The organism is Paenibacillus wenxiniae, from assembly GCF_039822605.1.
GTDB classification, from domain to species: domain Bacteria; phylum Bacillota; class Bacilli; order Paenibacillales; family Paenibacillaceae; genus Saccharibacillus; species Saccharibacillus wenxiniae.
In genome coordinates this window covers 28441-41443 of record NZ_JBCGUH010000004.1, presented here as the reverse complement: position 1 = coordinate 41443, position 13003 = coordinate 28441, and the positions used below count along the sequence as shown (strand labels likewise).

The following is a 13003-nucleotide window of genomic DNA, read 5'->3' as shown; positions in this document are numbered from 1 at the left end:
ATCATTTCCAAGCGCTTATTCATTTATTATAATCACAACATAGAACAATATAGCAACTCAGACAGGAGGATCTTTTTAATGACACAAGAACGTAAATTACGCTGGGGTATTCTCGGTAGTGCCAGCATCGCTGTCCGCTCGGTCATTCCAGGTATCCAGCAGTCCAGCCTGAACGAAGTGACGGCGCTCGCCAGTCGTACACTGGAGAAAGCCGAGCAAACAGCAACCGAGCTAGGCATTCCAAAAGCATATGGCAGCTATGAAGAATTGTTAGCTGACGAAAGTATTGATGCCGTTTACATTCCGCTCCCGAACCACTTGCATTATGAGTGGACACTGCGTGCTGCTGAAGCAGGCAAACATATTTTATGTGAAAAACCACTTGCTCTAAACGCTGAGCAAGCCCAGGAGATGGCAACAGCCGCTTCCAAAGCAGGCGTACATCTGGCAGAAGCATTTATGTATCGCCACCACCCACGCTATGAGCAAATCCGCGATATTATAGCCAGTGGAGAAATCGGCGATGTGCGTGGCATCCACAGTACATTTACATTCAACAGCTGCGGCTCTGACGGCAATGTACGCTTCCGCAAAGACTGGGGCGGCGGCTCGCTGTACGATATCGGTTGTTATTCCATCAGTGCAGCACGTATGCTGCTCGGCAAAGAACCATCCGCGGCAACCGTCATTGCGATGTTCTCACCAAAGCATGACGGAGTCGACATGATGGCAAGCGGCCTGCTGGAATTCGGCGATAATATCGGCGTCACCTTCGATAGCGGCATGTGGGCAGCCTTCCGCAACACACTGGAAGTGCTGGGCACCGAAGGCATCATCGAAGTCCCATCTGCCTACGTCAGCCCGGACGATGAACGCTCTAATTTCTTCGTCACCGTAGGCGACAATCGCCGCGAAGTACAGGTTGCCACACTCAACCAATACGCAGCCCAGGCCGATGCCTTCGCTCGCACCGTATTAAACGGCGAAAAGTCCATTTATGACGCTGAAGACGCCGTCCGCAACATGCGCGTACTGGACGCCTGCCTAAAATCAGCTGAGGAACGCCAGCGTATCACATTGTAAGCGATACCTAGAAACGCTAACCCTAACCATGCAAGAATTGTATAATTATAAAACTCTTGCAAAGCCCCTAAAAAACAATGTCGATATTCATAAAAGCTGCACTACACCCAAGAAAACAAGATAGAAGTTCAAATGTGTAATATCTATTCACTAATTTATACGATCCGTACAACTATAAATAACAATCTGTCATATAAAAGGCGCGCAATAAACAAACTTATGTATTCAACTACCCTAACAAATAAAACGTATGTAATCTGCTCAAAAAATGTATGCGTTACCACCTATGTTTAAAACGGCTACACCATCCAAAATATGATTAGAAAATCTCCCACCGCCATCTTTTCGGTGTACAAATGTTTTCAACTCATGTTGCGAGCAGCACAGAACGAAGGGAAGGAAATAAGGGATAAGGACGATTTTGGAGGGGCGGGAATCTACAAGTCATTCCTAATCCGTAGATTCCCGCGGCTCCACTGAGTCCGTTCCCTTATTCCTTGCCGGAGTGATTGATGCCCCCACCAACAAAGGTGAGCAAGAACATCCAACACATCACACCCTATTTTCTAATCAAATCCCCCACAAAAGAAAGGAAGCTGATCCCATGAACCACATCGAAATCCCAGGCGCAGGCAAACCTGTATCCACACTGATCAAAGGCTCCGACTATTTTACCCATGATGCCTACGACAAAGTCGTGACCAATCTAAACGCCTTTATCGAAATCGGCGGCAATACGATCGACACTGCACACATTTACTGCGGTGGTCAAAGTGAAGAAGTGCTCGGCAAATATATGCAGGAGCATGGCAACCGTGATTCGCTCGTCATTTTGACGAAAGGTGCTCACCATGATCAGAACGGACCGCGGGTTAACCCAGAAGCGATCCGCAGTGATCTGATGACCAGTCTGGAACGCCTGCAAACGGGGTTTGTCGAGCTGTATGCCCTCCATCGTGACGATGAATCGGTACCTGTCGCTGTTATTCTGGAAGCGCTTAATGAACATATCGAAGCGGGTCGCATCGGAGCGATTGGAGCGTCTAACTGGTCATGGCAACGGATGCAGGAAGCGAATGACTATGCTGCTTCCAACGGACTGACTGGCTTTGCCTTTAGCAGCCCGAACCTGAGCCTTGCTAAAGCGAATGAGCCATTCTGGGCGGGCTGTGTGTCCGCCGATCAGCAAACGCTGGACTGGCATGAGCAGACTCAGCTGCCGTTACTGTCATGGTCGTCACAAGCACGCGGCTTCTTTACCGGACGATTTACACCGGAAGTGCGAGATAACGAGGATCTGGTACGCGTGTTTTATAGTGATGATAACTGGGAGCGTCTGCACCGTGCCGAACAGCTTGCTGCCGACAAACAAACAACAACTATCCAGATCGCACTTGCTTATGTGCTCAACCAGCCATTCCCAACCTGTGCACTGATCGGTGCACAAAATCGTGATGAGTTGCTGTCGTGTGAACAGGGCGCTAGCATCACACTCACGCGTGACGAACTGAACTGGCTCGATCTGAGCGGAACTCATTCTTCCAACGTCTAAAATCATCTATATGTACAATCATTATGTGCTCGAAATGACGCTACACTTATTGGTGTAGACTCATGTAGACTCATTTCGAGCAGACATTCATACTCATGCCATAAAATGAACAGCCAGCATATACACTTCCATAAAGAGGAAGATATGCTGGCTGTTCATTTATAAAGTGATCTATAGATTGATAATCATTATGAGGTTCTACGTGCTGATGCAGACTCCACCATATTTAACAAAAGATCACGCACCAGCGGAAATTCCACATAGCCATCCCGATCCAAAAAGTGTCCTCCCTTTTCCATACGATGCAGTTCTGCCTGTAAGCACTGTGCGAACCGCTCACTATATACGATCGGTACAATCGCATCATCTTCGGCAGCAATGACGATCCGTTCAGAAATGCCTGTTATTAACTTTTTATAATCTACTGGCTGGTGCACAAATCGGTCTAACTCAGGCAATGTAGAAAGGGGATCGCCAAAACCAGATACCATAATGACACCGCCCACCCTGGCATTAGCGTCCAATCGTTCTAAATACTTCAGTATCGTAATACATCCAAGACTATGTCCCACAAAAAAAGTATGCTGATCCGGTTGTTCCACATGATCGTTCATATAAGTCAGCCATGCTTCAGGATCAGGCGACATGGAATCAGGCATAGCCAATACTTCAACTGTGATACGTTCTGTCGTCAATGTTTTTTGGAGCCACGGAAACCAGTGATGCTCCGGTGCAGCCGTATAGCCATGTACAATATAGATCTTCGTTTGTTGCATACGTTCTCCTCCCAGCTTTGCATAGTTTGCATAGTATGTATAGAAATAGGTGTCTATTTATTATATTCATTTGCTATAAAAATAGCCAAATGCTAATGACCTCATTAGCATCTGGCTATCTGGATAATACGCTGGAATGATGTTACTGCGCGGCATTCTGATATCCGAGCAACTGGTGAAACGTGCCCTTCGTTTCGCGTGATAACTGACCAAATTCGCCCATCTGTACAATCCGTCCATCATCCACAACGACGACCTGATCGGCATTACGAATCGTCGATAAACGATGCGCGATGACGATTAACGTAATACGACCTTTAAGCTTATCGAGTGCCGCCTGCACCTTCGCTTCATTTTCCGTATCGAGCGAACTCGTCGCCTCATCCAGAATAAGCACCTCTGGCTTACGTAAAATGGCACGCGCCAGCACAACACGCTGACGTTCACCACCCGACAGCCGCACGCCACGATCCCCGATAATCGTGTCCAGTCCTTCCGGCAGACGACGGACAAATTCATCACAGGCGGCAAATTCCAACGCTTCCCACAGATCATCCTCGGTCGCATCCGGCTTCACTAGCAGCAGATTGTCCCGAATACTGGAATGGAATAGGAATGGCTCCTGTGCCACATAGCCAATCGAATTACGCCACGAGAGCAAACGCTCACCTGTTAATCGTTGACCATCCACTTCGACTGCTCCTTGCTGCGGCTCCATCAAGCCCATTAACAGATCGATCAAGGTACTTTTCCCCGCACCGGAGCGCCCGGCAATCGCCGTCATTTGCCCGGCTGGAATAAACAGATTAATCTGTTGCAGCGCCGCTGCATGCCCTTCATTGTAGTGGAATGTCACATCTGTACAGCGAATGCCGTCCTGTAACGGTTGAACTGGCCCTGTGCCGTGCGCCACCGGACGATAGCTTTCCTCCGACTGCTGGCATTCCTTTTGCAGCTTGGATAACGCATGAAAGGCAGGAATAAGCGCACTAATGTATTCCAAATACGACTGAATGCCACTAAATCTCGGCCATAGACGGGCAAAGATCAGAATGATCAGCACCGAGCGCTCCGGCTGAAGCTGAAATACCTGCGCAGACAGCACGATAAAACCAATAATAAACACAACCGAGATCAGCTTATAAATGAGCTGTGTCATCGAATTGAGTCGTACTTGCTGAATCAGATTGTATTCCAACCGATTCGCCATATTGCGAAACCAGTTAAAATGCGAAGCTTCCAGCATATTGCTTTTAATATCTTTAATCCCATTCAAATTTTCCTGAATCCCGGAAAAATAATCCTGTGATAGCTCGGTCATCCGATCGCCATATGCTTTTGATTTGCGTACAAACCGACGTGAATATAGTGCCAGCAAACCGCCACCAATCAGTACAATCAGTGTCATTTTCACTGAGATCACCATCGCAAAACCGATTTGCAAGACGGTAAACAGGATCGATGTGGCCAGCATGAGCACCAGATTCGTTCCCTGGCTGACACGAGCCAGCTCCGTCGTGAGCATATGACTCAGATCGGATTTGCGTTTACGCAGGAAAAAAGTCCAGTTCGAGCGCATAATCGAACGATACACACGTAATCGCAATGATTTGATAAAGCCCTGCTGAATCTCTGCACCCACTATTGCTTGCTGACGCTGCATAAAGCCCTGCACGATCGTGAGCACACTGTACAGTCCGAGCACAATCGCAAGTGACGTGACAAGCGGCAATCCTTTAAGCGGTTCAAATAGTTGCGCAAATGGCAAAGAGCCTGTACTGCCGCCAAACACACCGATCAGACTAAGCAGCGGAATCAGCATATAGAGCGTAATCATATCGAGCACACTAATGAGCAGCATCAGCAACACATATCCATATAAACGTTTGCCTGCATACTGGCGCAGCTCATTTACATAATTGCGGACGATGTTCATTGCTCCACCTCCCGCTGTAATGCTGTACGTCGCTGTGTGCGTCGATACAGTAACAGGAATGGATGCAGTGGATAATATAGAAAATAGAGCCTTTTCGGCAATGGTAATGTTTGCATATCCCAATCATCCGGTCCCAGCTTGCGTACCCAAAACAACGCCTTTTGCCCCGGCTTTTTGAGTGCATACTGATAAGAACGATAGGGCTTTGCCAGCGCTTCGCTTTCAGGCTCCGGGCATAAATTGACCCGATTCGTAATAAAAGGAAGCACACGTACCGTTAGCTCGCGCGCATGGGCACGTTCGGTCCAGTACATCATGTCTGTCTGGATGGGCGTACCGAGCCAATTGGCGCTTAACAGCAGCGCCTGACCGACAATATGCTCACAGCGATATTGCTGCGATAACTTCCGCAATAGTGACCAGTCCAAACGGTGTTGCACGAGCCGGTCGATATCAACGAGCCAGCGCAAACGGAACCAGGCATGACGCGCCCCATGTACAGCCAGATAGATGAGCAAATCTTCCATCCCCAGCATAGGTACATCTGTACCGCCAAAAGCAAGCGTTTGTCGCCGACTCCATAGCTCTTCAAAGCCCTGTTCTTTGCCAGCATCCCCATTCAGCCGCCAGTGTAGTTCAATCTCTACACCGGTGCGTTCATCGGTATACGATTCATGATTGTATCGCCAGCGCCAGTTTTCCGTTGTACGTGGTACAGATTGCGTTTTAATATAACCCATCTCCAGCAGCAGTTCTTCGGCTTGCTGTGCCTGCTCCATCGGTACGAGCACATCCAGGTCTTTAGAGGTGCGGCGCGATAGATCGCCATACAGTAACTGTGCCAGCACCGGGCCTTTGAGCTGTAACGCACGAATGCCGCGTTCGTTCAACACGGCGCTCAAACGCTGCATCTGTCCGCTCAGCTGAAGCATCGTGAACGCATTACGATTATACTTTTGCATTAGCCACTGCTTCACCTGTTCCGGCAGCTGCGGATGCTGTGCACACTGCGCTTGAATCGTCGGGTATACACGATGATGATGCGCTAGCGCGACAAATTCTTTCCAGTCGAGCGACGATGCTGGGCTAGGACTCGAAACGGCTTCTGCTGGCAAAGGTAAAGCAGAGTCGGACTGGAGCAGCTCTAACAGCAGTGCCAGCTCAGCAGGATACATATGCGGTTCAAGGCTCTTTTGCTTGTTCATGGCGTACTCCTTTAATAGGGTGGTGGTTTGTGACACCACTTCCGGTAAGGAATAAGGGAACGTCCTCCGGTGGAGTCCAGGAATCTACGGATTAGGAATATATGTAGATTCCTGGACTCCAAAGCAGTAAGATATTTTGCTTCGCAAAAATCACTTGTCATTGAACCCCGTGTTAGGAAATCGCTAACACTGTAAGCAGTAAGATATTTTGCTTCCGCAAAAATCACTTTTCATTGGACCTCGTGTTAGGAAATCGCTAACACTGTAAGCAGTAAGATATTTTGCTTCGCAAAAATCACTTGTCATTGGACCTCGTGTTAGGAAATCGCTAACACTGTAAGTCGTCCTTTCCCCTTATTTCCTTCCCTCCGTTCAGTACGTATCGCAACCCGTGGAGGGGAAGCAGCATCAAAACCCTAATAGCTAAAAGCTAAAAACTTTAACTATTAAATCTTAAATTTCAATCTTAATCTTAAAATCAAAACTCCATCTCAACAGCCTAAAACCCCTTCGCAAATTGACCGACTACGGTGTATTGTTCCAGTTCTTTAGCGCCTGTTAAATAAAAACGGCCGCTGCGTAGCCAGGCATGGGCGGCGGTTTTGCCTTGTTCGTCGCGGCGCATGCCAAGATAAAGTGTACTGGGTAAGTGGCGGCGATTGAGCATTCGGCGTGCGGCGAATGCCATTACGAGGCATTCCGCTTCCCACGGAACGTGAGGACTGACCAGATGTAATGCGCGCGAGATTTGTACAGTCTGGCGGTGGTGTTCGCGCTCGCTTTCATACGATGTTTCCTTCATATACTCACCAAGTGATGGTGATACACGGGCAAAAGGGAGCTGTTTGAGCACACGTCCCCATGCGAGCGCAATCAGCGCTTCGACCATCAGCCGCCGCATATCGGCAGGGTAGCTGCGTAGTTTGCCAAGTTTATCGAGACGAAGTGCCTTGATCATCGACTTCGACCAGCCCTTCGCTCAGCATCTGACCCATAAATGTCGACACCTGCTGCTTGCATACTTCTGGTGAGACTTCGTATTCTTCCAGTAAACGTGCTACGATCTCATCCACAGTGGATGATTGAGCGCTCAGATCCCAGATACGTCCGCCGATCGTACCGAGGTTGTAGTATTTACCAGATTGCACATCCAGCATGACCTTTTCTCCATTCATATCACTGGCGATATAATTTTTGTTCTGGATAAATTTTTGTTGATCCAGTCCAGCCATATTTGTCATCATATATTCCCCTCTCACTCTGTAAAATTAGTGCCCGTTTACTGGCAGATCGTCTGTTTACGATTATGAGTTATTCCCTACAGGCTTCATCCTCTCCCTCTGTTCCTTATATCGTCGTAGTCATCAGCCTATCGCTTCTGATCCGAGCTTATTTAGTCGATTCAGATCGTGGTCGATGCTTTCATTACCATGTACGCTGTCTTGTGGAGTTTTCTACACTTCAACGCTACGGGATTTGCCATCATGCCCTTTCCAGCGTATTCATCCCTTACATACACATACCATCATTCCCATTCCTGCATTCACGCTTCACTTCGAATCAGCTGTATAACACGCTCTACAATATCCGGCGCGGTAAATGCTGTCGTTGAGCGGTGAATCTGATACGTCGCAAGCTCGCCTGCCAGCGCAGCTACCATCGCGAAATGCTGTTGCTTCAGATCAAGCCGCGGAATGATCGCACTCCGATACGTATGCGCCAGTAAAATATGCAGGCGTTCCAGACGCTCCAGCTTGTGGATCGATGCATACGGTTCTGGTGTTTTGACTAATTCAAATACACCTGCCAGCGGAATCGGCTCGTTATGGAAACGATCACCAACTGGAATAGCAAATTTATCATATTCATCGTGCAATGCTGAATATCCACTAGAAGACTGTCCAAAATGGTCCAGACTTTCCTGCCATAGCTTTTGCTGCGGATAGGAGGGATACACAAACGGCACGCCATTTTCGTAGCTAATTGCAATTACATCATCACTAATGAGTGAATATCCAGCTTGAAGGAAGCTCGCTGCCAGTGTCGACTTGCCCGCACCGGACTGTCCCACAAAAGCATACGCACGTCCATCAATCGATAGTGCACTACCATGCAGCGGAAATAAACCACGCTGCATTAACAACACACCCATACATGTACCGAGTACAAATAAACGGATTTTTTCTTTGCTCACTCCAGGGAGTGGATCAATCGTAATCGTTGAACCATTTTGAATGCAAAAGGTCGCTGTGTCCGGCATACGGAATACAAAACCTTCTGCTTGATTGCTAAAATTCGTATCTCGCGCACCGACAATTTCATCCAAATGCGACAAAATGGCAAAACGAACGGTAACATCGATGCCTTTACTGCCATGAGATACAGGCTGCAATTCAGGCAACGGAAGCTCACTTTGAATCTTTAAACCAAATGCTTCATATATAGTTTGTTGAATCGTATTCATCATCTGGGCCTCCCAGCATGTTTGTGCGCTTTGCGCCAACATATAATGTAGTGCAAGCCGATTTTAGACCATCGCATCTTATCTCTCCTAAGATACGTTGTAGCCTGGCACACACGATGGTTGCTATAGCTGATTGATGAAGAAAATGGGCCCTTATACCTGTTAAACGCATAAGGGCCATCTTCATTTTCAGCACATACATTGGTCCAGGGATAAGTATGCAAAATGTTCAGCACCTGTACTCATAATGTCGCTCTTGCCCTCGCATGAAGCATGATGCCCTCAGCTGGCAACAACTTTTTGGAATCAAAGACGATCAGCTTGGGTTGTACAGATCCGCATCGTCGTAAGTTACCCAGTCAATCGCTTTCCAGCCTTTACCTGCTGCTGTTTCGTTCATGTCCAGCACTTCCATCACTGGCGTGTGCCATTGCATTTTTTCGTTCGTCACTATCGATTCCTCCCTACTCTGTTCCATTATTTAGGTATAGTGTGGTCGATCAGCTCGGATTATACAGATCCGCGTCGTCGTATGTCACCCAGTCAATAACTCTCCAACCTTTGCCTGCCATTGTTTCATGTACATCCAAAACTTCTAACGTTGGAGCCTGCCATTGCATCTTTTCATTATTCATGCGTTTGCCTCCTCAAATTTGGATATAAACAACGAGCGACTACCCCTTATTCCGTGCATCAGCTTGGATTGTACAGGTCAGCATCATCGTAAGTAACCCAGTCGATTACTTTCCAGCCTTTACCCGCCATCGTGTCATTAACTTCCAGAACTTCAAGTTCCGGAGTGCTCCACTCCATTTTGGTCATTATTTGTTTTCACCTCCTTTATAGAGTATACGTTTGGTTCAGCATAGTTCTGGTCCAGCTTCGTTTCATCCAGTATGCTCACAATCAAGCTAATCCGCGGATAAAACGCCCGACGATCAGGCTACGCATGAGCAGCCTTGTCGATGGATTAAATGCCGCCTCAGCATCCGGCGCATCGCCTACTTCGTGTAATGCACTCAGTATATTGTCCGTATTGACCCACTGCGCCACCGAAGCATCCCGGCATAGGTCGCGAATTTCATCAGTAAAGGCACCCCATTGCGGACGCATCCGCAGTACCCAATCCGCTGGCTGTAAGCCGCGTACTTTCTGGTTCAGACGAATCTTATCCGGTAATTGCCCTGCTGTAGCGCGGCGAATGAGCGCCCGATCCATTCCATTTTGCACATACTGGTGAAACGGTACGGACAGACAAAACTTAACGATACGCGGATCATTCGTCGGATCGCGTTCCCATACGCCATAGCCCATCGATATTTTCGCTGTTACCGCGCCGTCCTTGTTGGCAACGGCAAGATTGGCGAACTTGCTATTACGAACTTCCTCGTCGGTCATCGTATCGCTACCGATCAGGTCAAGTTCAGCCTGACGTACCCGTTCTGCCATACCGGTTCGTGCAGCTAGCTCTGGATTGATCCAGCGCAGTGCATCCGGTCGTCCTAAATCCGGGCCACTGCGTACCAGAATTGGAAAAGCGGACTGTCCAATTTGCTGGACGAGCTTTTTGCGCCGGATACCAGCATTGCGGCTGTACAGCTTTAATTCCTGATACAGACGCATCCATTGAAATTTGCGTAGCATTTGCCCGTAATACTCAATCGCTGGTCCCCAGGAGATGGTAAAGTTGCCCCGTGCTCCTGTCAGCAGTACACCGGCTCCACGCTGCTGTGCCTGCTCGAAAATACCGCGAATCCAAAACGAATTTTCAAAATACTTGTACGGCATTTCCATCAGTGACAGCCAGTGATCCACTTCGCTGAACGGACTACGATCGGCAAAATCCATATAATGATCATGCACTTCATTAATGCGGCGCACATGCCGTACCGTTTCCTCGATATAAGGTCGCTCATTCGCCATCACACGCGATGAAGTCCAATCTTTAAAGCCCGGAATCGGCACAAAGCTGTACGTGTAAAGCGGTTTATTTTGCTGAGACAGAATCGGTGCGGCATAGCTAACTACGCTGCCTGAATCGAGTCCACCGCTCAGTGTAGCGGCCACGCCATGCCGTGTACGTACTTTAGAGCGCACCACCCGAGAAAATAAGTCGCGGAATGCTTCCTCATATTCACCATCTGAGCGCAGCTGTAGCGGACCATCTGGCAACAGATTGCCGTACTGTTCCACCCGACAACGACCGGAAGCAACGGTAATTTTATGGGCTGGCGGCAACTGGCGAATCTCTTCATATACGGTGGCATGAATATCGGTCGATTCCTCCATTGCCACCGTAGTTAGAAATTCCGCCATCCACGGTGTGGACAGCTTACGATTGATTTTGCCTGTATGCAGCAAAGCTTCCATCGTACTGGCAAAATAAAACTGATGTGGCGTATGCGCATAATACAATGTGCGGTTGCCTGACCAGTCCCGTGCTCCAAAAAGCCGCTCCTGTTTGCCATCCCAGATCATAAAAGCAAAATCGCCATTTAATCGCGCTGGCATCTGCTCGCCCCATTTGGTATAGGCGTGAATGAGCAGCAGCATATCCGGCAATTCGGGTTGCAGTCGTAAATCCAGCTGCTCCAGCAGTTCCTCCCGATTGTCCAAAATGACATCACCGGTAATCGCCAGTCCGCGCAGAGAATCATAATAAGGCATTTGCTGACCGACCGCTTCCGGTGTCACCCACTGATCATGACAACCTAGCCAGACGCGATGTTGCTGCCATATACCCGAATGATCTTTAGGATAATGTGCCATTGGCTCCATCATATGCTGTCCAACCTGTTCCAGTGCTTCGGATGACCATTGTTTACTGTAATCCCATACTCCAGCTGCTGTGCTCATTCGCTCCACTCCTTTCCTGAGGCTATTGGTGTCTGACATCGTAAGCGAAATGTACGATCAAGATGTATATAAGATCAAACTGTGCAATCAAGATGTACGATGTAAATAAGATGTAATAAGAACAATATTTCAAATAATAAGAAAACGATTCGTTTCCTTTCACACGACTAATGGCAATTAGACCGCCGTCAGCGCTATTCCATGTGATGGGATATACAATTATGTATCGATTAACGTGTGTGCCATTCATTCAAAGGATGACGGTGTAACAACTGAGCGGCCTCTGCTCGCAACTGGTTGCTGCGCTCGCGTAGCCGTTCAATCTGAGTGGCATATTGACGTGTACGTTCACTGTAATGGTGTACAAATGTGTTCAGCTCCATCAGTTCCGCAATCTTCACGGGCTGTGTCGGCTGCTCGCTCTCGGAAGCAGTAAGCTCTGTTGCTGTACAAAAATCATTTTCTATTGCACCCCGTGTTAGAAGAGCGCTAACACTGTGATCTGTAACATATTTTGCTTCGCAAAAATCCCTTTTCATTGCACCTCGTGTTAGAAAATCGCTAACACTGTGATCTGTAACATATTTTGCTTCGCAAAAATCCCTTTTCATTGCACCCCGTGTTAGAGGATCGCTAACACTGTGAAAAGTCGTATTATAGTTATGATCATGATCGTTTACAAGTTGAGTAAGTGCCTTAATCTTTTTTTCACAATAGATCACCATTGCACCTCCAATCGATAGAGTTGTGCCGAAACGACAAACGGTCGGCTGATCATATACAAATGTGGAACTACGGCTTTGCGAGTATAAACATTCATGTATGACCAAAGAACTTATCGATTCTATCGGATCATCCGCATGTTCATAGGGAACGTTATCGCAGAAACAGTTTAATCAATGAACCATATGCTAACCTTTCTGCTCTGTTACCTTTACCCAAATGTTATTCGTTTTGAATAACTTCTTGTCTGTTGAAGCTATTATATACTCTAAACGAATAATTTACATGATAAATTTTCCATTTTATGCGATTCTGGCGATTTTTTTTAAAAGCGGTAATCCCTTGTGCTGCAAGGCTTGACAAGGATTCTTATCTTGATTTTATGTCGCTATAAGTATATGCAATGTG

Annotated in this window: 13 protein-coding genes; 2 read left to right on the top strand and 11 right to left on the bottom strand. The window is 47.6% G+C overall.

Annotated elements, in window-relative coordinates; genetic code table 11:
* The first annotated feature begins 78 nt into the window (after positions 1–78).
* Both AAHF22_RS09060 and AAHF22_RS09055 read left to right on the top strand, forming a co-directional pair.
* Positions 79–1083: a Gfo/Idh/MocA family protein gene (locus AAHF22_RS09060; RefSeq protein ID WP_347324684.1), complete on the top strand. Its 1005-nt coding sequence runs from the start codon at positions 79–81 to the stop codon at positions 1081–1083.
* Positions 1084–1687: 604 nt separating this feature from the next.
* The gene (locus AAHF22_RS09055) at positions 1688–2635 is read left to right on the top strand and encodes an aldo/keto reductase (protein ID WP_347324683.1); all 948 of its coding nucleotides are present in this window, start codon (positions 1688–1690) and stop codon (positions 2633–2635) included.
* A gap of 188 nt (positions 2636–2823) precedes the next feature.
* On the opposite strand, the gene AAHF22_RS09050 is transcribed toward AAHF22_RS09055, so the two are convergent.
* From AAHF22_RS09050 to AAHF22_RS09000, 11 genes are all read right to left on the bottom strand, one after another.
* The gene (locus tag AAHF22_RS09050; protein WP_347324682.1) at positions 2824–3411 is read right to left on the bottom strand and encodes an RBBP9/YdeN family alpha/beta hydrolase; all 588 of its coding nucleotides are present in this window, start codon (positions 3409–3411) and stop codon (positions 2824–2826) included.
* A 142-nt stretch (positions 3412–3553) separates the two neighbouring features.
* Entirely contained in the window at positions 3554–5347 is a 1794-nt protein-coding gene (locus AAHF22_RS09045) for an ABC transporter ATP-binding protein (protein ID WP_347324681.1), read from the bottom strand.
* A complete protein-coding gene (locus AAHF22_RS09040; protein WP_347324680.1) occupies positions 5344–6552 on the bottom strand; it encodes a nucleotidyltransferase domain-containing protein in 1209 nt (402 codons plus the stop codon). The genes AAHF22_RS09045 and AAHF22_RS09040 overlap by 4 nt, the downstream gene beginning before the upstream one ends.
* 499 nt (positions 6553–7051) lie before the next feature.
* Positions 7052–7510 (bottom strand): lasso peptide biosynthesis B2 protein, encoded by a 459-nt coding sequence (locus AAHF22_RS09035; protein ID WP_347324679.1) that lies wholly within the window; start codon positions 7508–7510, stop codon positions 7052–7054.
* Positions 7485–7793: a lasso peptide biosynthesis PqqD family chaperone gene (locus tag AAHF22_RS09030; protein WP_347324678.1), complete on the bottom strand. Its 309-nt coding sequence runs from the start codon at positions 7791–7793 to the stop codon at positions 7485–7487. The genes AAHF22_RS09035 and AAHF22_RS09030 overlap by 26 nt, the downstream gene beginning before the upstream one ends.
* A gap of 302 nt (positions 7794–8095) precedes the next feature.
* A complete protein-coding gene (locus AAHF22_RS09025; protein ID WP_347324677.1) occupies positions 8096–9016 on the bottom strand; it encodes an aldolase in 921 nt (306 codons plus the stop codon).
* 316 nt (positions 9017–9332) lie between these two features.
* A complete protein-coding gene (locus tag AAHF22_RS09020) occupies positions 9333–9467 on the bottom strand; it encodes a paeninodin family lasso peptide (protein WP_347324676.1) in 135 nt (44 codons plus the stop codon).
* A 49-nt stretch (positions 9468–9516) separates the two neighbouring features.
* A complete protein-coding gene (locus AAHF22_RS09015; RefSeq protein WP_347324675.1) occupies positions 9517–9651 on the bottom strand; it encodes a paeninodin family lasso peptide in 135 nt (44 codons plus the stop codon).
* 58 nt (positions 9652–9709) lie between these two features.
* Positions 9710–9838, bottom strand: a complete 129-nt coding sequence (locus AAHF22_RS09010; protein ID WP_347324674.1) for a paeninodin family lasso peptide — start codon at positions 9836–9838, stop codon at positions 9710–9712.
* A gap of 84 nt (positions 9839–9922) precedes the next feature.
* Positions 9923–11872, bottom strand: a complete 1950-nt coding sequence (locus tag AAHF22_RS09005) for an asparagine synthase-related protein (protein ID WP_347324673.1) — start codon at positions 11870–11872, stop codon at positions 9923–9925.
* Positions 11873–12102: 230 nt separating this feature from the next.
* On the bottom strand, positions 12103–12411 hold the full coding sequence (locus AAHF22_RS09000; protein WP_347324672.1) for a hypothetical protein: 309 nt from the start codon (positions 12409–12411) through the stop codon (positions 12103–12105).
* Positions 12412–13003: the final 592 nt, after the last annotated feature.

What these genes read in the sequence shown, in the direction of transcription:
- AAHF22_RS09025 (WP_347324677.1), bottom strand. Translation starts at nt 9,016, where the DNA reads ATGAATACGATTCAACAAACTATATATGAAGCATTTGGTTTAAAGATT.
- AAHF22_RS09010 (WP_347324674.1), bottom strand. Translation starts at nt 9,838, where the DNA reads ATGACCAAAATGGAGTGGAGCACTCCGGAACTTGAAGTTCTGGAAGTT.
- AAHF22_RS09015 (WP_347324675.1), bottom strand. Translation starts at nt 9,651, where the DNA reads ATGAATAATGAAAAGATGCAATGGCAGGCTCCAACGTTAGAAGTTTTG.
- AAHF22_RS09035 (WP_347324679.1), bottom strand. Translation starts at nt 7,510, where the DNA reads ATGATCAAGGCACTTCGTCTCGATAAACTTGGCAAACTACGCAGCTAC.
- AAHF22_RS09045 (WP_347324681.1), bottom strand. Translation starts at nt 5,347, where the DNA reads ATGAACATCGTCCGCAATTATGTAAATGAGCTGCGCCAGTATGCAGGC.
- AAHF22_RS09055 (WP_347324683.1), top strand. Translation starts at nt 1,688, where the DNA reads ATGAACCACATCGAAATCCCAGGCGCAGGCAAACCTGTATCCACACTG.
- AAHF22_RS09005 (WP_347324673.1), bottom strand. Translation starts at nt 11,872, where the DNA reads ATGAGCACAGCAGCTGGAGTATGGGATTACAGTAAACAATGGTCATCC.
- AAHF22_RS09050 (WP_347324682.1), bottom strand. Translation starts at nt 3,411, where the DNA reads ATGCAACAAACGAAGATCTATATTGTACATGGCTATACGGCTGCACCG.
- AAHF22_RS09060 (WP_347324684.1), top strand. Translation starts at nt 79, where the DNA reads ATGACACAAGAACGTAAATTACGCTGGGGTATTCTCGGTAGTGCCAGC.
- AAHF22_RS09030 (WP_347324678.1), bottom strand. Translation starts at nt 7,793, where the DNA reads ATGACAAATATGGCTGGACTGGATCAACAAAAATTTATCCAGAACAAA.
- AAHF22_RS09040 (WP_347324680.1), bottom strand. Translation starts at nt 6,552, where the DNA reads ATGAACAAGCAAAAGAGCCTTGAACCGCATATGTATCCTGCTGAGCTG.
- AAHF22_RS09000 (WP_347324672.1), bottom strand. Translation starts at nt 12,411, where the DNA reads ATGAAAAGGGATTTTTGCGAAGCAAAATATGTTACAGATCACAGTGTT.